Here is a 20453-nt window from a genome sequence, read left to right as displayed (position 1 = left end):
AGCGAATCGAGCTCGACCTCATTGCCGCCGAGCGCACCGACGTACCCGAGCTGGTCGGTGTTCCGCGCGGCAAGCTCGTCCTGATCAACGATGACGACCTCACCTACTGCTCGGTGCGGCTGGATCCGGAATCGCTCGAGACTCTCATCGCTCGCATCGCCGATATCGCCGACCCGCTCCCCCGCACGCTGGCCTGGTCTGCTGCCTGGGAGATGACGCGGCAGGCGGAGTTCAAGGCACGCGATTTCGTCGCGCTGGTCGAGCGTGGCGTCGGCGCGGAAACCGAGGTCGGCGTCACCCAGCGCCTGATCATGCAGGCACAAACGGCGCTCGGCGCCTACGGCGATCCGGCGTGGGCGAAGGACGAGGGCTGGCCGCGGTTCGCCGATCGTCTGCTCGAGCTCGCGCGTGAGGCCGAGCCGGGTTCGGACCACCAACTCGCCTTCGTCAACGCGCTGACCAGCTCGGTGCTGGCCGCCTGGCACACCGAGGTGCTGCAGGAGCTGCTCGACGCGGACCCTGCCACGGTGGGATTGCCCGGCCTGGTGGTCGACACCGACCTGCGCTGGAGGATCGTGGCGGCACTCGCGGCCGCCGGCGAGATCGACGCCGACGGCCTGGAGAAGCCGTTCATCGACGCCGAGCTGGCGCGGGACAACACGGCCGCGGGCAAGCGGATGGCGGCGTCGGCTGCGACCACCCGGCCGCAGGCCGTGGTCAAGGAAGACGCCTGGAACACCGTGATGGACGACGATTCGGTCGCCAACATCACCGCCCGCGCGATCGTCGGTGGATTCGCGCCACAGGGTCAGGGTGAACTGCTCGAAGGTTTCCTGCCGCGCTACTTCGACGCCATCCCCGGCATCTGGGAGCGGCGGTCGAGCGAGGTCGCGCAGACGGTTGTCATCGGGCTCTACCCCTCGTGGGTGATCAGCGAGGAGGCTCTCGCCGTGGCGGACGAGTTCCTCGCGAAAGAGCATCCCGCCGCGCTGCGACGCCTGGTGGTCGAGGGCCGCGCGGGTGTTGTGCGTTCCCTCGCTGCCCGCGCCTTCGACGCGAGCTGACACGAAGAACGGGTCGGGCGCGCACCTTTCGGTGCGTGCCCGACCCGTTGTTGGTTCGAGAAGCTGCGGTCAGGAATTCACGATCGCAGCGGTCATCACGCGGATCGCGGACACCAGGCCGTCGATCAGGTCGCCCTGACCGAACGACGCGACCGCGGCGGTCACACCGAGCTGCGCGATGCTGTCGGTGACGCGATCGGCGACGGCACGGCCGGACCGGATCTCGACGGCGCGCTCGTTCGGCGACACCGCGATGAGCGCCGAACGCTCGGCCTCCGGGGTGTGCGGGAAGATCGCGGCCACACCCGCTGCCGGATCGGCGCCGAGGTCGCCCACGTAGACGTTGAACCGCACCTTGGTGGCGCGGGTGGCGTCGATGAGTGCGACGTCCAGCGCGATCAGCTCACGCTGCGTGAACGGGAGCTCCGGGAACTCCTCACCGGCGCGGTGCACGGAGGACACCCGGCCGCTGGAGGTGACAACCGAACCGAGCGGCAGCTCGTCTTCGATGACCGCCGGCCAATTGTTGCTACCACTTGCCACTTGCCGTGCCTCCGATCAGATCTGCAGGCGCGGCTTCGATGGCCGCATGTCCGCCGTGATGTGCGTGCGTGGTGACCTCGTCCACCGCGCTCCACAGGACCGGCTCGTGCGTCCACTGCGACCCCAGGTCGTAATGGACGGGCGCGGTGCCGGCGTACTTCTTGCCCATCACGGACAACGCGGCGATCAACGCGTACACGGCCAACGGGATTACCCCGAATATCAGCACTGTCTCGAGAATGCTCACACGCTTACGGTAGTCGACCGCACCGTGTGTCGCGGGGCTACCCGCCGGTCAGGCGGCGCCCTCTCCGAGATAGCGCAACCACGACGGATCGAGTTCCTTTGTCGTCGCCAGCAGGCGCCAATGCGGCCCCTTGGGCGGCACCAGATTCGCGCGCATCGTCCAGCCCAATTCGCTCAGCAGCTTGTCCGCCTTGCGGTGGTTGCACGAGGCGCAACTCGCGACGCAGTTTTCCCAGGAATGGTCGCCACCCCGGCTGCGCGGCACGACGTGGTCGATTGTCTCGGCCTTGCCTCCGCAATAGGCGCACCGGAAGCGGTCACGGTGCATGAGCGCTGCGCGAGTCATGGGAATGCGGGCGCGGTAGGGCACTCGCACGTAATTTCGCAACCTGATCACCGACGGAACAGTGACCGTGCGCTCCGCTGAGTGCAGGACGGCGCCTTCGGGATCCTCGTGGACTGGATCCGCCTTTTCGCAGACGAGCAGAACGACGGCGCGGCGAACGGGGACGGCGGTGAGCGGCTCATAGGTCGCGTTCAGAAGCAGGACCCGGCGCTTCACCCACCCTGGAACCGCGCTCTCATCGGCGGAGAGCAGCGGAGGAGACGATGTCTCGGGATAGACCTGGCGGGAATTGGCCCCCGACGCCGGATTATGGGCATCGGTGGGCTCGAGTTGTCGATGCTTGCGGGCATGGTCAGCTCGGGCGTGCTCGGCTCGAGCGCTGGATCGATGAGTCATGCGGCCTCCGCGGAGTCGTCTCATGAGTTGAACACGGATACGCGGCAGATGCACGCCGTATTTGGCACAAAGTCGCAGGACATCAGGTGAACAGCCGATGACCGCCGCACAATCCGGCGCGGGCGGGATGCACGCTGGCTTGTCCCGGACATCGGCGTCGCGGACCAAGAGGCACAATGGCGGTGTCGCTATCCGACCCCCGAGAGGATGACGCCGCACCGATGACCAACCCCGAACAGAGCTTCTACGAGGCGATCGGCGGTGCCGATACCTTCGACCGGTTGGTCGGCCGGTTCTACGAAGAAGTCGCCAAGGACGAGATCCTGCGCCCGCTGTACCCCGAAGAGGACCTCGGTCCGGCCGAGCGCCGGTTCCGGATGTTCCTCGAGCAGTACTGGGGCGGCCCGCGCACCTATTCCGACGAGCGCGGCCACCCTCGCCTGCGGATGCGGCATATGCCGTTCCGGATCGGCGCCCTCGAGCGCGATGCCTGGCTGCGGTGCATGTACATCGCCGTCGACTCGATCGGTACCCACGAAATCGATGACGCGCACCGCAAGGCACTGATCGACTATTTCGAAATGGCCGCGAACTCACTGGTCAACGCACCGATCTGACGTCAGCAACCGCCGATTGGGCCTGCCAAGGTCGGCATCCTTTGGCACTATGCGGTTGTGACCGAAGTCGACCTGGCAACCTCGGCCGACCGGTCCGCCACCGAGTGGTGGCGGGACGCGGTGGTCTATCAGGTGTATCCGCGCTCGTTCGCAGATTCCAATGGTGACGGGGTCGGCGACATCGACGGCCTGCGCGAGAAACTCGGCTATCTCGAACTGCTCGGTGTCGATGCCATCTGGTTGTGCCCTGTCACCTGCTCCCCCATGGCCGACCACGGCTACGACGTGTCCGACCCGCGCGATATCGATCCGCTGTTCGGCGATCTCGCGGCGTTCGACGCGCTGATCGCAGACGCTCATGAGCGCGGTATCCGGGTCACGATGGACCTGGTGCCCAACCACACCAGCGATCAGCACGCGTGGTTCCTGGAAGCGCTGTCCGCAGCCCCGGGCGGCCCCGCGCGGGAGCGCTATTTCTTTCGCGACGGTCGTGGCGCGAGCGGAGCGGAACCGCCGAACAACTGGCGCAGTGTCTTCGGCGGCCCGGCATGGACCCGAATCACCGAGCCGGATGGTTCTCCGGGCCAGTGGTACCTGCACTTGTTCGCCCCGGAGCAGCCCGACTTGAATTGGGGCAATCGCGAGATCTTCGATGATCTTGCGCGGACTCTGCGGTTCTGGCTCGACCGCGGCGTGGACGGTTTCCGGATCGATGTAGCGCACGGACTCGCGAAGCCCGACGGCTTGGCAGATATGGAGCATCCCGACAAGGACCCGACGCTGCTCGGCAGTGCGGCCGATGACCCGCGCTTCGATCAGGACGGCGTGCACGAGATTCATCGCAACATTCGAAAGGTTCTCGACGAGTACCCCGGCGCGGTCGCGGTCGGCGAGGTGTGGGTGGACGACGGCGAGCGGTTCGGTCGGTACGTCCGGCACGACGAATTGCACCTGGCGTTCAATTTCCGGCTGGCCCAAGCTGATTTCGACACCACCGACATTCGGGAAGCGATCGACCACTCGATCGGCGCCGTCGACCCGGTCGGCGCGACCCCGACCTGGACGCTGTCCAATCACGACGTGGACCGCGAGGTCACCCGCTACGGCGACGGTCAGGTCGGACTGGACCGGGCACGCGCGATGTCGCTCGTGGAACTCGCCCTCCCCGGAGTCGTATTCCTTTACAACGGAAGCGAACTCGGCCTGCCCAATGTGGATCTGCCGGACGAGGCACTGCGCGACCCGATGTGGGAACGCTCGGGGCACACCGAGCGCGGGCGCGACGGATGCCGGGTCCCCATTCCGTGGGAGGGCACGAAGGCCCCATACGGCTTCACCTCGGGCCCGGACGGTCCCTGGCTCCCCATGCCGGCCGATTGGTCGGGACTCACCGTGGAGGCACAACTCGAGGACCTCGCCTCGACCCTGACGCTGTATCGAACGGCACTGGAATTGCGGCGCCGCCGACCGGAAGCGTCCGGCGACGGGATCGAATGGTTCCCGGCGCCGCCGCAATGCCTCGCATTCCGGCGCAGCGGCGGACTCTTCTGCGTGCTGAACGGCACGGAACATCCGGTCCCGCCCCCACCCGGCCGCCTGCTGCTCTCGAGCGCGCCGCTCGTCGACGGGAAACTGGCGCCGAACTCGGCCGCCTGGCTTGTCTGATTTCCGCGCACCGTGCGCGTGGGCAATAAAACTCGCCGCTCGAAGTAATTGTTGTCGCGCGGAAGCACCATGCGCACAATTGTCTTCGTGAGTATTGCAATCAGCGGTGTGCGCTGTTGTAGCCACACCGCCCCCTAAAGCGGCGCAGCCAGCCCCTTCCACCTCATTGGGCACAGTGCAGCGGAGCGCTCCATCAGTTCCGCGCGCATTTTGTTGCGCTGACATCTGTTCCCTCGCATGCAGTTTCGGCATGCGCTCACCGTCGCGTCATTTTCGCGACCGCGACGGGTCTGCCCATACCCAACAGGAGTTATTCATGTCCCTGGCTGTGTCCACTTCTACCGATCTCGATATCGCACCAATCGCCGGATACCTCGGCGCCGATGTCTCGGGAATCTCTCTCGCCGAGGAGATTTCGCCCGAGAACGCCGAACGGCTGCGTAACGCACTGTTCGAATACAAGGTGCTGTTCTTCCGCGATCAGCCGCTCGACCACACCCAGCACATCCGCTTCTCGCGAACCTTCGGCAAGGTCACTCCGGCGCACCCGTACGAGGACAAGGCACCGGCGGGGTACCCGGAAATTCTCGAGGTCGACAGCCGCAAGTACGCGGCCAAGGCCGGCACGAAGAGCTACAGCTACGCCAACTTCTGGCACAGCGATGTGACCGCGCTGATCAACCCGCCCGCGGTGACGACGTTGCGGGCCGAGCTGGTCCCCGAGGTCGGTGGCGACACCACCTGGACCGATCTCGTTGCCGCGTACGCGAACCTGCCCGCCTCGCTGCAGAAGCTCCTCGATTCGAGCTACGCCGAGCACCGTTTTGGCGGCCGCGCACCGCGGTGGGTCGCGGGCTCGGAAAGCGACACCAAGGCCAAGACGATCCCGATCATTTCCGAGCACCCGATCGTCCGCGTCCACCCGGTGACCGGTGCCCGTGCCCTGTTCATCTCGCCGGGCTTCACCAGCCGCATCGTGGGGCTCAACGCGCGCCAGAGCGATCGCATTCTCGACCTGCTCTTCGATGAGATCGCCAACCCCGCGTACACGGTGCGGATCCGCTGGACGCCGAACAGCCTCGGCGTCTGGGACAACCGCGCGACCGCCCACCTCGCCCCCACCGACCTCGATCACCTCGACGTGGTTCGGGTGCTCTACCGCACCACCATCGAAGGCGATGTCCCCGTCGGTGCGGATGGCGGCAGCTCGCGCTCCATTTCCGGTGACCCGTTCCTTGCCTGAACCGAAAACCTCACTCCTGAAAGGCCTTTCCTGACATGACTGTTATCGATAGCCCGTCCGCCGTCGACACCGATCTCGAATTCCTCCCCGTCGCCGGGTACATCGGCGCCGAGGTCCGCAATATCGATCTGTCCCAGCCGCTTCCGCCGGAGCAGGTGCGCGCGGTCACCGACGCACTGCACCGCCACAAGGTGCTGTTCTTCCGGGATCAGCACATCGGGCACGCCGAGCACGTTGCGTTCTCCCGTCAGCTCGGCCGCGTCACGTCGTCCCACCCGTACGACGACGACGCACCGACCGAGTTCCCAGAGATCCTCGCCGTCGACAACCGCGAATACGAGCGGAAGTTCGGTATCAAAGCGGCGAGCTACACCAACGAGTGGCACACCGATGTCAGCGCGCTGATCAACCCGCCGGCCATCACAGTGCTGCGGGCACACATCGCTCCGAAGCGCGGCGGCGACACCAGCTGGGCCAACCTCGCGGCCGCGTACGCCAACCTGCCGGAATCGCTCAAGGAGTTCGTCGACGGACTGCGCGCCGAGCACCGGTTCGGTGGTCGCCGCCCGATCTGGGCTCCGGGCAGCAGCTACGCCAAGAAGACCCAGGACAACCCGCTGGTCACCGAGCACCCGGTGGTGCGCGTGCACCCGGTCACCGGCGAGAAGATCCTGTTCGTGAACCCCGGCTTCACCTCTCGCATTGTCGGTTTGTCGGCCAAGCAGAGCGATGCCCTGCTCGACCTGCTCTTCGACGAGGTGACCAACCCGGCGTACACCGTGCGGTTCCGCTGGTTCGACGGCAGCATCGCGGTGTGGGACAACCGGGCGACGGCGCATCTCGCGCCGAGCGATGTCAACCACCTCGACATCACGCGCGTGCTTTACCGCACCACGCTCGAGGGCGACGTCCCGGTTGGCGTCGACGGCAACCCGTCGACCGCCCTTTCCGGTGACAAGTTCGTGGGGCGGTAGTCCGCGATGAATCTCCGACGTTTCGCAGCACTGGCCGTCGTCGCGAGTGCCGCAGTGGCGCTGGTCGCCGGCTGTGGTTCGAGCTCGGACGATTCCCAGACCACGGCCGACGGCAAGACCGTGCTGCGGTACCAGGGTTCGCCGAGCCAGGTGCGATGGTACGAACTCGCCGATCACCTCGGCTACTTCGAGCGCGTATCACTGGAGTGGAAGGGAGACACCACCTCCGGGCCGCAGGACATCCAGTCGGTGGCGACCAACCAGGTCGACATCGGCGGCGCATTCAACGGTTCGGTGGCAAAGCTGCAACAGGCCGGCTCGAAGGTCACCGCGGTGTTGTCGGACGTGGGATCGGACGCCGACACCTTCCAGGGCTACTACTCACTCGAGGGCAGCGGTATCAACACCGCGCGTGACCTGATCGGCAAGAAGGTCGGGATCAACACCCTCGGCGCGTACCACGAGTACGCGATCAAGGAATGGCTGCACCGGGAAGGCTTGTCCGACAACGAGATCAATCAGGTCGAGTTCCTCGTCGTTCCGCCGGTCAACACCGAGCAGGCGTTGCACCAGAAGCAGATCGACGTCGGCAATCTGGGCACGATCATCAAGGACGTGGCGCTCGAGCACGGCGGCCTGCACGAGCTTTTCCGCGACACCGACCTCATCGGAAGTCTCGCGATCTCGAGCTTCGTGGTGCGCGACGACTACCTCGAGAGCAATCCCGATGATGTCCGGGACTTCGTCCAGGGCACCGCGCGCGCGATCCGATGGGCGCAAACCCATACGCGTGAGGAGGTGATCGCCAAGTACGAGGAGATCATCAACGCGCGCGGCCGGGCCGAGAACACCGACTACGTCCAGCATTGGAAGAGTGCAGGTGTGCCCACGCCGGGCGGGGTGATCCACGCCGAGGAGTACAGCCTGTGGGTCGACGAGGCGGTCCGTCTCGGCGAACTGCCCGCAGGGATCGACGTCAACACCCTGTTCACCAACGAGTACAACCCGTACGCCAACGGCACCTACAAGCCGGACGCGGACTCCGAGGGGAACGCGCTCGCATCCAAGTAGTGCGATCCGCTCTCACCCAGGCCGGCCTGGCGCGACGATCCGCGCCAGGCCGGTTTCGGTGTTTCAGCCGATGAGCAGCGATGTGGTCGCAGTGCGCCTTTTGCTCACCGAGCCATAGCGCGCATCGAGCCTGAGCCAGTTCCGCTCGCAGCGCACCCGCACGATTTCGTGGGGGTCTATCCTGCCGAGATCGAGTTCCGGGGTGGGTGCGCCGTCGTCACCGGAGTGCGGCACGAACCCCATGCCGACGAGCGCGAACACCACTCGCATCGGGATCTTGACGGTCTCCCCATTGCCGCTCACCTCGATCACCTCTTGATCGAGCAATGATGCCGGCGGGCCCTGCGAACTCGAATGCTGCTGTGCCACTTCGGTTCCGCGACGGGCCAAGTCAACCAGCTCGCGGGCCGGTACGTCATCGACGTGCACGAAGCCCCGCTCGGGCGGCAGCGCCCCGCGCCAGGCCGAATCCATCGCGAAACCCAGCGCGATCTCCCCGCCCTTGTGTCCCGACAGCGTGGCCAGCAGTTCGCCGGCGGCGACCGTCGCGTCCTCGGGGGTGAGCTCGGCTTCCACCGCGCGCTGCGCGAGAACATCGAAACCCGTTGCCACCCAAGCCGCCACGCGGCCATCGGCGCGGCGGCGCAGTCGCACCACTGCCGCTTCGTCCAGGCGCACCGCGTGGGTCAGGAAAGACAGCAGGTTCTCTCGCTCGCCCGGGTCCGCAACGACAAGGGTCCGCTCAGCCACGGTCGGATGCCGCGCCGTCGCGCTTGAACTGCGCGAGGTAATCGCGCTCGGCCGCGCTCAATCGGCGCAGTCGCTGGGTGTTGATATCGAATGCGGCCAGTTGCGTCGTCGCCTCCACCGACGCCGGCGCGTTCGGGTCGGCGCCCGCGCCACGCACCTCGTAGGCGACCGTGAAATCGACGGCCCGCAGTTGCTCAACCCACATGACGATGTCGAGCGGCGTGTCTTCGTGGCGCAGTTGGCCGCGGTATTTCACGTGCAGATCTGCGAGGACGCAGCCGTCCTGCAAGGCCACGGTTGGCCGGTTGTCGTGGAACAGCCACGGGATCCGTGCCTCTTCGAGCAGCGTGACCATCCGGGCATGGTTGATGTGCTGGTAGACATCCATGTCCGACCAGCGCACCTCGACCTTGCTGTGGAATCCGGGCCGACCTTCGTTCAACGCACAACCTCCGACTACGTACCGACGCCGCTGACCATGCTGCGAACCTGGCGCGCGGCGACGGAAAGAGTTGCCAGGTCGTAGGTGCCCGATTCGAAGATCTCCGCGAGCGCGGTGCGCGCACGACCGAGCCGGGACTGATTGGTGGACTCCCACTCATCGATCTTCTCTTGCGGGTCTTCGTCCGGGTCGCCACCAACCAGCACGTTCATCGTGAGCGCACGCATCGCACCGTACAGATCGTCGCGTAGCGCGAGGCGGGCGAGCGCATGCCATCGATCACCGCGCGCAAGGTCGGCGACGGCGACGAGCATCCAGTCGATGCCGAGATGGTCGTAGAGCGCGTAGTACAACGCACCGACCTCATCGCCGTCCCGATCGGTGATGTCGGCGATATCGATGATGTCGAGCAGCGGGAACTGATTGAGCAGCCCGGTCACCTCACCCGCAAGCGCGGCGGGTGCGCCGCGGCGGACGTAGGCGTGTGCTCGGTTCTCGGTATCGGTGACATGCCATCCGCACATCCAGTCCGGCACTCTGGGCGCGAGTTCGGCGACCTGCGCGCGGTACCGGTTGATTTCGGCGCCGACCGCAAGTGGTTGCGGCCGGTTGCCCAGCAGCCATCGAGACGCCCGGTCCAGGGTTCGCTTCGACTCGAGTTCCAGCTCGTCGAGAACCGCGGTGGAGGCCGGTGCACTACGGATGCGCTCCCACACCGCGGGCAGGCCGAAGATCTCGCTCGCGGCATCGAAGGCGCGCACCGCATCGGTGGTGGACGCACCCGCCTCCTCGGAGAGCCGATAAACGAAACTGATCCCGCCGAGGTCGACCACGTCGTTCGCGAGCAGCATCGCCACGATCTGCCTCCGCAGCGGGTGTGAATCGATGGCACCTGCGAACCGATTCCGCAGGGGCGCAGGGAAATACCCCGGCAGCCGCCTAGCGAAGACCCGGCTGTCGGGCACGTCGCTGGCAAGCAGATCTGCCTTCACCGCCCGCTTCACGTGGGCCATGAGCGTCGCCAGTTCGGGCGAGGTCAGGCTCTCGCCGTCCTGCCGGCGCTGAGCGAATTCGTGTTCGCTCGGCAACGCCTCGAGCGCCCGGTCCAGTGCGCGATGACGCTCGAGGTCGTCGATGACGCGGCGATACACATTGAGCAACGCCACCGCGTCGGAGCGCGACAGCCCGAGCACATAGTTCTGCGCAATATTGTCCGCGAGGACCAGCCGCCCGACCTCGTCGGTCATGCTGACCAGCAACGCGTTTCGCTCATCCTCCGGTAGTTCGCCGCTGACGACGAGCCGGTCGAGCAGGATCTTGATGTTCACCTCGTGGTCGGAGCAGTCCACACCCGCCGAGTTGTCCAGAGCATCCGTATTTATCCGGCCGCCGTTGCGCGCGAACTCGATTCGACCCAGTGCGGTGATGCCGAGGTTGCCGCCCTCGCCGACCACCTTTGCGCGCAAATCGAGCCCATCCACGCGGACCGCGTCGTTCGACTTATCCCCCGCGTCCGCGTTCGACTCGGTGCTCGCCTTGATGTAGGTGCCGATGCCGCCGTTCCACAGCAGATCGACCGGAGCGCGCAGGATCGCCTTGATCATCTCCGGCGGCGAGAGCGCGGTCACGTCCTCCGCCAGACCGAGCGCCTCGCGTGCCTGCGGGCTGACCGGGATCGACTTTCGAGTGCGATCCCATACGCCGCCGCCCTCGCTGATCAGCTCGGCGTTGTAATCGGCCCACGACGAGCGCGGCAGCCCAAACAGTCGCCTCCGCTCCGTAATCGATTCAGCAGTAACGGGATTCGGATCCAGAAACACGTGACGGTGATCGAAGGCGGCGACGAGCCGGATGTGCTCGGACAACAGCATGCCATTGCCGAACACGTCCCCACTCATGTCGCCGATGCCGACCACCGTGAATTCCTGCGCCTGGCAGTCGCGGTCCATCTCCCGGAAGTGCCGCTTGACACTCTCCCACGCGCCGCGCGCGGTGATGCCCATTTCCTTGTGGTCGTAGCCCACCGAACCACCGGAGGCGAATGCGTCACGCAGCCAGAATCCGTATCGCTCCGAGACTTCGTTCGCGGCATCGGAGAACGTGGCTGTGCCCTTGTCCGCGGCGACCACAAGGTAGGTGTCGTCGCCATCGCGGCGCACCACCCGCGCCGGCGGGATCACCTCGCCGGTGCGCTGATCGAGGTTGTCGGTAAGGTCGAGCAGGCCGGATATGAACAGGCCATAGCAGGCGATGCCCTCTTCCCGCAGGGCCTGCCGGTCCGCGGCCTCGTCGTCGGTCGGTGCCGGCGGATCCTTCAGCACGAAACCACCTTTCGCGCCGACCGGCACGATTACCGCGTTCTTCACTGCCTGCGCCTTGACCAGGCCGAGAATCTCGGTGCGATAGTCCTCGAGCCGGTCCGACCAGCGCAGCCCACCACGGGCAACGGCGCCGAACCGCAGGTGCACACCCTCCACCCGAGGCGAATAGACGAACACCTCGTACTTCGGCCGGGGCCGCGGCAATTCGTCCAGTGTCTCGGGCTCGAGCTTGAGCGCCAGGTACGGCTGCGGCAACCCCTCGGCATCGACGACGAAGTAGTTCGTGCGCAGGGTCGCCTTGATCAGCGCGAGGTTCGCGCGCAGAATCCGGTCTACATCGAGGCTGACGACCTCGTCGATATGCCCACGGAGCTGCTCCTCCACCTCATCTGCGCGCTGCGCCGAGGCGTGGTCGGGATCGAACATCGCCGTGAACAACTCGATGAACAGGCGCGCAATCGCGGGATGCGCCAACAACACTCGGGCGATATTGCTCGGGATGTACGGGAACAGAACCTGGCGAAGGTATTTGGCGTAGGTGCGCAGGACCGCCGCCTCGCGCCAATCCAGCCCCGCCCGCAGCACGAGTTCGTTGAAGCGGTCGGCCTCGGCGCGCGCGAACCAGATCGCCTCGAACGCCTCGATGAATCGGGTCTGCAGTTGGCCGGCTTCCTGCTCGGCGCCTTCCCGTCCCGCCTCGGTGTCCAGAAGGGATGACTCGAGATTCGGGTCGAGCGCTCCGCGCAGCAATTCCGCGCTCGCAACCAGCCCGAAGTCGTAGATCCAGTACTCGCCTCCGTCGGCCAGCTCGACCTCGTAGGGCCGCTCGTCCAGCACCTCGACGCCGAGGCTCACCAGTACCGGCAGCACCTGGCTGAGCGACACTCCGCTGCCGCAGATGTACAGCCCGAGACGCCAGTGTCCGCGCTCACCATCTGGATCGCGGTACACCCGCAAATCGATTGCGCCTCTTCGCAACCGCTCCAGCCGGACAATGTCTCGCACCCCACGCCGCGGGTCGAAATCCTCCTTGTACGCCTCGGGGAAGGCGTCGGCGTACTGCTGCACGCGCGCGGGTTCGAGCTTGCCGTTGGCGACAACCTCGTCGCCAAGGTGGTCATCCCAGGTCCGGCTCGCCTCGGCGAGCAATTCCTGAATGCGCAGCCGATTGGCTTCCGAGGTATCGGCGCGCAGCACGCGCACGTCACCGCTGGGCCGCACGGTGAAATGCAGGTTGGCAAGGTCGGATTCCGTGACTCGCGCGGAGTATTCGATCGAGCCGCCGCCGAGCTCGCGAACCAGGATTTCCTGAATGCCGAGGCGAACCCTGGTGTTGTAGCGATCGCGCGGAAGGTAGACGAGGCACGAAACGAACCGGCCATATGTGTCCTCGCGCAGGAACAGCCGGACCTCGCGCCGCAGATTCACATCGAGCACAGCGGTGGTGATCGTGAAGAGCGCTTCTGTACTCGCAGAGAACAATTCGGACCGCGGGAAGGACTGGATGACCTCGAGCATCGCCTGCCCGGAGAAGGATTCGATATCGAAACCGGCCCGCTCGATGACGTCGCGCACCCGCCGTTCGATGACAGGGATATCGAGCACGTTCTCATGCAGGGCCGTCACGGTGAAAACACCAACGAACAAGTGGCGCCCGGAGACTCGTCCGTCTTCATCGAAGGCGCTGACGCCGATGAAATACGGGTGCACGGAGCGGTACACCATCGCCGGCTCGGAGCCCTGGGTCAGCACAAGCAGCGACTGCTCGTCGCGGCCGACCGGGCCCGGAACTTCGATCCCGGTCGCGAGGCCTGCACCGGCGCGGAGAACGCCGAGCGCGGTGCCCGGCGCCGGATCGTCGCCGTCGGAATAGCGGGCGTAGCCCAGCATCGTGAGATGCCCGGATGACAACCAGCGCAGCAGGTCGGCGCAGCGCTCGAGCCGCTCGGTGGGGAACGGCGCGTTGCCGGTTTCAGCGGTGTGGTCGAGTTCCGCGGCGACCTCGTGAGCCCGGTTGCGCAGCGCCTCGCTGTCGTCCACGACCTGGCGTACCTCGGCAAGCAGATCCGGTATCGCCGCCTCGATCAGGTCAAGCACTCCGGGAGCGGTCGAGGGATGCAACTGCAGGTGCATCCAGGATTCGCGCAGCTCGAATTGCGGAGGAGCACCGTCCACCTCGTGCGGCACGACCCGCTGCAAACCGCCCGAATCGTCGCGGCTCGCCTCGAAGATCGGGTGGACCAACTCGGACAGGATCGCTCCGAGCCGGGAGAGGGTTGAGGTCACCGACTTCACCAGCAGCGGCATGTCGTCGATGACGATCTGCACGGCGGCGCCGATATCGGACTCGTCACCGGGCCGGCAGACCCGCCACGCCGCCCCGCCGCTCGGGCGCTGCAAGGCCAGTTCGACATGCTTGCGAAACACCCGGGCTGGGGCGCTGTCCACGCCCCCGCCCTTGTCCACGTGCCTGAAGTAGGCCGCCTCGAGTTCTTCAAGGTCCTGACGCAAAGTGTCGGGAAGCCGCGCCGCCCATTCGGTAGCGGTGCGATCCTGCGAAACAGTCATCGTGGGTCCACCTCGAAATCACCTCGACTTCGGCCAGGGCACGCGGGGCGTCAGTGCACAGCTTCCTCCACGAGGTAGTCCTCCAGCGCGGAACGTTCCGGGCCGGACAGTGCAACGCTTTTTCCAGTTCTCGGGTCGAAGTTCACCATGATCGCGTCGGCCGTCGCGAAGACAACACCGGATGCGTTGTGCATTCGGTGCCGGACGGTATAAGAGGTGCGACCGATATGGATCAATTCGATATCGATGTGGAGCGGCTCGGTGAGGTCGTCGTAAGGGAGCAGGTACTCGATGGTGTTCTTGCGGATAACCATCCGAGACTCACGACGGCCGAAGGCCTCCTGCAGGCACGCGGCGAAGAACCTGATCCGCGCTTCCTGCGCATACTCGAGGTACTTCACGTTGTTGACGTGCCCCAATTGGTCGAAGTCGGCCCACCGGACCTCGATCTCGCACGTATAAGTCTTTGCCATGCGAGTGTCCTCGCACTCCCTTCGCTCAGTCGCGCGTCAGCTTGCGACGCGTGACACGATGCGGGCGGGCGGCGTCGGCGCCGAGTCGCTCGATCTTGTTCGCCTCGTAGGCCTCGAAGTTGCCCTCGAACCAGAACCACTGACCCTCGTCCACGTTGCCTTCCCAGGCAAGGATGTGGGTACAGGTCCGGTCCAGGAACCAGCGATCGTGCGAAATGACCACCGCACAACCCGGGAATTCCTGCAGCGCGTTCTCCAGTGAACTCAGCGTTTCCACGTCGAGGTCGTTGGTCGGCTCGTCGAGCAGGATCAGGTTGCCGCCCTTTTTCAGCGTGAGCGCCAGGTTCAACCGGTTGCGCTCACCGCCGGAAAGCACGCCTGAAGGCTTCTGCTGGTCCGGGCCCTTGAAGCCGAAAGCACTGACGTAGGCGCGCGAAGGCATCTCGTTCTGACCGACCTCGATGAAGTCGAGTCCGTCGGAGACGATCTGCCACACAGACTTTTTCGGGTCGAGCTGCTCGCGTGCCTGGTCGACATAGCTCAGCTTGACGGTGTCGCCGACCTTGACGGTGCCGGAGTCCGGTTCCTCGAGTCCGACGATCGTCTTGAACAGGGTGGTCTTACCGACGCCGTTCGGGCCGATGACGCCGACAATGCCGTTCCGTGGCAACGTGAACGACAGGTCCTTGATCAGCACGCGACCGTCGAAGCCCTTGTCGAGATGGTCGACCTCGACCACGACATTGCCCAGACGCGGTGGCGTCGGGATCTGGATCTCCTCGAAGTCGAGCTTGCGGTGCTTCTCGGCTTCCGCCGCCATCTCCTCGTAACGCGCGAGGCGCGACTTGCTCTTGGTCTGGCGGGCCTTGGCGCCGGACCGCACCCATTCGAGTTCTTCCTTGAGCCGCTTTTGCAGCTTCTGGTCCTTCTTGCCCTGAACCTCGAGCCGCTCGGCCTTCTTCTCCAAGTAGGTCGAGTAGTTGCCCTCGTACGGGTGCAGCTTGCCGCGGTCGACCTCGCAGATCCAGCCGGCCACATGGTCGAGGAAGTACCGGTCGTGGGTGACGGCCAGCACCGCGCCCGGGTAGGACGCAAGGTGCTGCTCGAGCCACAGCACCGACTCGGCGTCGAGGTGGTTGGTCGGCTCGTCGAGCAGCAGCAGGTCGGGCTTGGACAGCAGCAGCTTGCACAACGCGACACGACGCTTCTCGCCACCGGACAGGTGGGTGACCGGCTCGTCCGGCGGCGGGCAGCGCAGCGCGTCCATCGCCTGCTCGAGCTGCGAATCGACGTCCCACGCGTCGGCGTGGTCGAGGGCCTCCTGCAGGGTGCCCATCTCCTCCATCAGCTCATCGGAGTAGTCGGTGGCCATCAGCTCGGCGATCTCGTTGTAGCGATCGAGCTGGACCTTGATCTCGCCGAGGCCTTCCTCGACGTTGCCGCGAACCGTCTTCTCCTCGTTCAGGGCCGGCTCCTGCATGAGGATGCCTACAGTCGCGCCCGGATCGAGAAACGCCTCGCCGTTGCTGGGCTGGTCGAGGCCCGCCATGATCTTGAGAATGCTGGATTTACCGGCACCGTTGGGGCCGACGACGCCAATCTTGGCCCCTGGGTAGAAGCTCATTGTGACGTCGTCGAGGATGACCTTGTCACCGTGCGCCTTGCGCACCTTCTTCATGGTGTAGATGAACTCCGGCATGGCTCACAGCCTATCGGTGCCCGAGCACGCCGGTTGCCACGGCATCCCGGCGTGCGTGGGCGTCCCGGATCGTCATGCACCGACCGCTTCGACCACCGGCTCTTCGTCCGCCTCCATAGCGGCCTGCGGTGGGATGCTTGTCACGTTCGGGGTGGCCCGCTGCACTACCGCGACACATCGCGACAGGTCCGGGCCGATCGCGTTCGCCCGCATCTCGAGATCGGTCCGCTCGACCCCGTCCCGCGTGATGTACCGGTTCGTGCGCAGCTGCCCGTAGGCGATGATCGGATCGCCTCGCCCGATCGAGGCATCCACGTTATCCACGAGCCGGCGAAAGCAGCTCACGCTCAAATACAGCGTCCCGCTGTCCACCCACTCGCCGCTCCCCCGGTCAAGGCGGCGGGCGTTGCTGGCCATCCGGAAGCTCAGCACTTCCTCGTCGTTGCGCATCGTGCGCCGGACCGGCTCGGTGATAACCGTGCCCACCACTGCCGCGTGTGCCTCGTACATTTCGTCCCCCCAGGTGCTGGTTCGGTCTGCGAGCACCCCCGTGCTCACACCGATCACCTTCCCGCCCGGGAAGCGCTTGTGGCAGTACGAATTCCCGATTGGGGATAACTCGAAAGTTGTGCACAGATTCGCGATTCGGTGCCCGGGAGGGCAGACCGTGTCGGTGGGTTCTGCTGGCGCACGCGACGCCGACGTTGTTCCGCACCCGTCCCGTTGCCTGCTGGGTTCCGGTCCCGTTGATCACGAACATATGGCCCCCGACGCGCCGTCAGACGGTGCCATTTGCTCGTGATCACCCCGGACCGCGAGCACGAGGAGAGACTTACAGCCCCTGCTCGTGATCCCGCTTCGCCAGCTCCTTGAACATCGCGTTGTGCGCGGCGAGGGCGGCATCGTCGTCGCGATCTGCGGCCCGGTCCATTCGCTTCGCGGCCCGATCGTCGGCGCGCGACCACTGAATCAGCAGCGCGAGCATCACCAGGACGAGCGGCAGCTCGCCGGTCGCCCAGGCGATGCCACCGCCGGTTCGTTGATCGGCGAGCAGATCGGAGTTCCACGGCAGGGCGAGGCCGCGGTAGAACCAGCCGCCCATCACCGTGTCCATCTGCATAAGCACGACACCGAAGAAGGCGTGGAACGGAAGGGAGCCGAAGACCATCGCGAGCTTGGTGATCGGTTCGAGGCGTCGCGGCGCGGGGTCGATACCGATCACCACCCAATAGAACAGGTAGCCGCTGAGCAGAAAGTGCAGGTTCATCAGCAGGTGAGCGGTGTGCGAGTCGACGTTCGCGCCGAAGATGCCGCCCAGGTAGAGGGCGTAGAAGCCGCCGACGAACAGGAACGATGCGACGAGCGGATGAGTCAGGAACCGCGACACCGGGCTGTGCACCGCGGCGAGCAGCCACTCGCGCGCCCCGGGTACACCGTCGCGTCCGGCCGGCCGCAGCGCTCGCATCGCGAGGGTGACCGGTCCGCCCAGCACGAGCAGCACCGGCGCGAGCATGGATATCGCCATGTGCGCGCTCATATGCACGCTGAACATCGCGGGCGAGTACCGCCCGATGCCGGACGAGGTGGCGATGAGCAGCGCCGCGCAGCCGAACAGCCACGCCACGGTGCGCCCGACCGGCCACGCGTCACCGCGCTTGCGTAGTCGCCGGACTCCGAGCACGTAGACCACGGCGAGCACGATCGCGGCGGTGCCGTAGATCAGGTCGAAGCGCCAGTCGAACGCCAGACTGGCCAGCGTCGGCGGGCCGTCGAGGTTGTAGCCGAGTTCGGCCTCGGTGAGAGTCAGATCCAGATTGATATCGGCCGGCGGCGGCGTTCGCCCGAGGCCGACGGCGAGTCCGATCGTCGCCGCGAAGAGCATCGCCTCGACACCGGCGAATCGAATCAGCGCGCCGCGCGAGGTCTGGTCGGCTGCCAGCGCGGGCAGTGCCTTCTGCCGCTGCATCAGGCCGACGCAGCCGATCAGGATCAGCGCGATCGTCTTGGCCACAATCAGTCGGCCGTAGGTGGTGGTGAAGAGGTCCGACAACGGGATGCGAACGAGCGCGTTGACCACCCCGCTGAACGCCATCACGACGAGCGCGACAGTGGCAATGTGCGAGAACCGGCGCGCGGCGACATAGAGATGCGCGCCACCGCGTCGGGCATGCGCGAGCACCGCGAACAGTCCGCCCGCCCACAGCGATGCCGCAACCAGATGCAGGATCAGGCTGTTGGTCGCGAGATCATGCGATCCGCCGGCGGACGAATGGCCGTTCAGCGCGAGCGGCATGAGGCTGGCAATGCCGAGCGCGAGCAGCACCGGGGTCCAACCCCAGCGCAGGATCGAGCGGCACCCAATCGCGAACAGCAGCGCCAGCACAGCCGTCCACGTCCAGACCGAGGCGGCCTCGACCTGCCCGTATGCGTTCCACAGGTTCTCCGGGACAAGGACCTCGCGGAGCGGCTGACCCGACGCGTCGGAGATGGACAGCGGCACGAGCAGCAGCGCGCACGCCGCCCACAGCAGGGCCGCGGCGCCGGCAAAGCGAATCGCCCGATAGCCGTCGACATCGAGGACCCCGCTGCGCTGAGGCGGCACCAGGAATGCGGCCAGCAGCGCCGAGCCAATGCCCAGAACTGCCGCGACCTCGCCGAACGCTCGCACGGCGGGCAGTCCGTAGATGGTGAGTGGACCGGGATCGGGAATGCCGAGCAGTTCGAGTGCCTCGGACGCCGACAATGCGACCACCAGTGCGGCGACCACACCGGCGACCGCCGCGGCGACCGCGAACAGCGGGCCCGAACCCGATTCTGCGGTCCTCATCTCGCTCGATGAGGACGCAACGTCGGGTGATGCCATGGCTCCAAGAATAGGTGGCCTGCGGAAATGGCCTGTATCACGTCTCGGGATCCGACTCAGGCCAACGGACCGCCGACCGCAAACAGGTCGTAGACGGAGTCGAGCGAGTGAGCGGGCACAACCGCATCGCAGAACGGCAGTGCCGCCGCCATCGCCCGCGCCCGCGGTTCGAACGCCGGATCGGCGGCGCGGGGATTGAGCCACACCACTCGGTGCGCGCGGCTTCGGATCCGGGTCATCGCCGCAGTCAGCCGGTCGGGTTCGTCGCTGTCCCAGCCGTCGGAGGCGATCAGCACGATCGCTCCGCGCAGCACATTGCCGTGCGCCGAGGCGAGCAGCGCGGCGAGGCTCGTTCCGATGTGTGTGCCGCCGTAGCGGTCCACCACACGCTCGTTGGCGCGCGCGAGCGCAACCTCCGCACTGCGATGTGACAGGACCGCGGTCAGCCGCGTCAGCGAGGTGGCGAATGCGAACACTTCGGCGCGGTGTGCGCTCGGCCGCATCACGGCGGCGCGCATCAGATGTAGGTACATCGCGACATAGGGCTGCATGGATCGGCTGACATCGCAGACGAGCACGATTCGCCTCGGTCGCCGTCGCGGCCGGGTCAGGGTCAGGTGGATCGGCTCCCATCCGGTCGAGCGAGACGCGCGCATGGTGGCCCGCAGGTCGACGCGGGTGCCGCGGTTGTGTGGCTCGCGGCGGAACGTCCGCCGAGTGGGCCAGTTGGCGGCGGAGCGTTCCAGCCAAGTTCCGAGCAGCCGCAGATCCGCGGGGTCGAAATCGGTGAAGGGTTCGTCGGCTCTCCGCGCCAACCTGCTCGGCAGCAAACCCCACGCCGTCGCCGTGCCTTCGAACGCGCTCGGGTCGGCGCTTTCCGCGCGCGTCACCCAGCCGAGCGGTTCGGTCGCATTGCCATCGTCCTCGGCGTCACTCGAACGCGATGTCCTGCTATCCCGCGCGGACCCTCGGGCCACCGGGTCGACCGCGAGCACCGACTCGTCGAAGGTCGCGCCGAACACCGCATCGAACGCGGGCAGATCCTCGACCCGGTTCAGCAGCGCCAGCCGTGCCGTCCAGTACAGCTGCGAGCGCTGTGTCGGGCGGTTCAGCCGCAGCGCCGCGACGAACACACCGGAACCGTCCGCAGGGACGACGACTCCCCGCCCGCC

At 66.3% G+C, this 20453-nt stretch carries 17 protein-coding genes; 6 read left to right on the top strand and 11 right to left on the bottom strand.

The window, feature by feature from the left end; translation table 11 throughout:
- A partial coding sequence (locus A8G08_RS10415) for an ERAP1-like C-terminal domain-containing protein (protein WP_187344454.1) occupies window positions 1–1064 on the top strand: 1064 nt, incomplete at its 5' end.
- Between the two features lie 69 nt (window positions 1065–1133).
- On the opposite strand, the gene A8G08_RS10410 is transcribed toward A8G08_RS10415, so the two are convergent.
- Genes A8G08_RS10410 through A8G08_RS10400 form a run of 3 tightly spaced genes read right to left on the bottom strand, consistent with a single transcriptional unit; the run spans window position 1134 to window position 2595 of the window.
- The gene (locus A8G08_RS10410) at window positions 1134–1607 is read right to left on the bottom strand and encodes a DUF5130 domain-containing protein (protein WP_068273462.1); all 474 of its coding nucleotides are present in this window, start codon (window positions 1605–1607) and stop codon (window positions 1134–1136) included.
- Window positions 1594–1854: an aa3-type cytochrome oxidase subunit CtaJ gene (ctaJ, locus tag A8G08_RS10405; RefSeq protein ID WP_068273458.1), complete on the bottom strand. Its 261-nt coding sequence runs from the start codon at window positions 1852–1854 to the stop codon at window positions 1594–1596. The genes A8G08_RS10410 and ctaJ overlap by 14 nt, the downstream gene beginning before the upstream one ends.
- 48 nt (window positions 1855–1902) lie before the next feature.
- Complete coding sequence (locus tag A8G08_RS10400; RefSeq protein ID WP_084436090.1) at window positions 1903–2595, bottom strand: HNH endonuclease; 693 nt, start codon at window positions 2593–2595, stop codon at window positions 1903–1905.
- 221 nt (window positions 2596–2816) lie between these two features.
- Between A8G08_RS10400 and A8G08_RS10395 the strand changes: the two genes are divergently transcribed.
- The 5 genes from A8G08_RS10395 (at window position 2817) to A8G08_RS10375 (ending at window position 8165) form a co-directional block, all read left to right on the top strand.
- Window positions 2817–3212, top strand: coding sequence for a globin (locus A8G08_RS10395; RefSeq protein ID WP_068273466.1), 396 nt, complete (start codon window positions 2817–2819; stop codon window positions 3210–3212).
- A 57-nt stretch (window positions 3213–3269) separates the two neighbouring features.
- Window positions 3270–4877: a glycoside hydrolase family 13 protein gene (locus tag A8G08_RS10390; RefSeq protein WP_425394548.1), complete on the top strand. Its 1608-nt coding sequence runs from the start codon at window positions 3270–3272 to the stop codon at window positions 4875–4877.
- Window positions 4878–5193: 316 nt separating this feature from the next.
- Window positions 5194–6120 carry a TauD/TfdA dioxygenase family protein gene (locus A8G08_RS10385; protein ID WP_068273454.1) on the top strand — a complete coding sequence of 309 codons (927 nt, stop codon included), beginning with the start codon at window positions 5194–5196 and terminating at the stop codon, window positions 6118–6120.
- A 35-nt stretch (window positions 6121–6155) separates the two neighbouring features.
- Window positions 6156–7094, top strand: a complete 939-nt coding sequence (locus A8G08_RS10380; protein WP_068273452.1) for a TauD/TfdA dioxygenase family protein — start codon at window positions 6156–6158, stop codon at window positions 7092–7094.
- Window positions 7095–7100: 6 nt separating this feature from the next.
- Window positions 7101–8165 carry an ABC transporter substrate-binding protein gene (locus A8G08_RS10375; protein WP_068273449.1) on the top strand — a complete coding sequence of 355 codons (1065 nt, stop codon included), beginning with the start codon at window positions 7101–7103 and terminating at the stop codon, window positions 8163–8165.
- Window positions 8166–8228: 63 nt separating this feature from the next.
- Here A8G08_RS10375 and A8G08_RS10370 read toward each other — a convergent pair whose 3' ends face one another.
- The 8 genes from A8G08_RS10370 to A8G08_RS10335 all read right to left on the bottom strand — a co-directional run.
- Window positions 8229–8915: a DUF8010 domain-containing protein gene (locus tag A8G08_RS10370; protein WP_068273447.1), complete on the bottom strand. Its 687-nt coding sequence runs from the start codon at window positions 8913–8915 to the stop codon at window positions 8229–8231.
- Complete coding sequence (locus A8G08_RS10365; protein WP_281182138.1) at window positions 8908–9357, bottom strand: acyl-CoA thioesterase; 450 nt, start codon at window positions 9355–9357, stop codon at window positions 8908–8910. The genes A8G08_RS10370 and A8G08_RS10365 overlap by 8 nt, the downstream gene beginning before the upstream one ends.
- Window positions 9358–9371: 14 nt before the next feature.
- Window positions 9372–14246: an NAD-glutamate dehydrogenase gene (locus A8G08_RS10360; RefSeq protein WP_068273446.1), complete on the bottom strand. Its 4875-nt coding sequence runs from the start codon at window positions 14244–14246 to the stop codon at window positions 9372–9374.
- A gap of 50 nt (window positions 14247–14296) precedes the next feature.
- The gene (locus A8G08_RS10355; protein WP_068273444.1) at window positions 14297–14719 is read right to left on the bottom strand and encodes an acyl-CoA thioesterase; all 423 of its coding nucleotides are present in this window, start codon (window positions 14717–14719) and stop codon (window positions 14297–14299) included.
- A gap of 25 nt (window positions 14720–14744) precedes the next feature.
- The gene (ettA, locus tag A8G08_RS10350; RefSeq protein WP_068273442.1) at window positions 14745–16418 is read right to left on the bottom strand and encodes an energy-dependent translational throttle protein EttA; all 1674 of its coding nucleotides are present in this window, start codon (window positions 16416–16418) and stop codon (window positions 14745–14747) included.
- Between the two features lie 72 nt (window positions 16419–16490).
- Window positions 16491–16976 carry a single-stranded DNA-binding protein gene (locus A8G08_RS10345; protein ID WP_245672764.1) on the bottom strand — a complete coding sequence of 162 codons (486 nt, stop codon included), beginning with the start codon at window positions 16974–16976 and terminating at the stop codon, window positions 16491–16493.
- A 274-nt stretch (window positions 16977–17250) separates the two neighbouring features.
- Window positions 17251–19281, bottom strand: a complete 2031-nt coding sequence (locus A8G08_RS10340) for a bifunctional copper resistance protein CopD/cytochrome c oxidase assembly protein (RefSeq protein WP_068273439.1) — start codon at window positions 19279–19281, stop codon at window positions 17251–17253.
- A gap of 56 nt (window positions 19282–19337) precedes the next feature.
- Window positions 19338–20453 (bottom strand): vWA domain-containing protein (locus A8G08_RS10335; protein WP_068273438.1); only part of this gene is annotated, 1116 nt, incomplete at its 5' end.

Origin of the sequence: Aldersonia kunmingensis (assembly GCF_001646865.1) — a bacterium.
In the GTDB taxonomy this organism is placed as follows: Bacteria; Actinomycetota; Actinomycetes; order Mycobacteriales; family Mycobacteriaceae; genus Aldersonia; species Aldersonia kunmingensis.
This window is presented reverse-complemented; position numbering and strand designations above follow the sequence as displayed.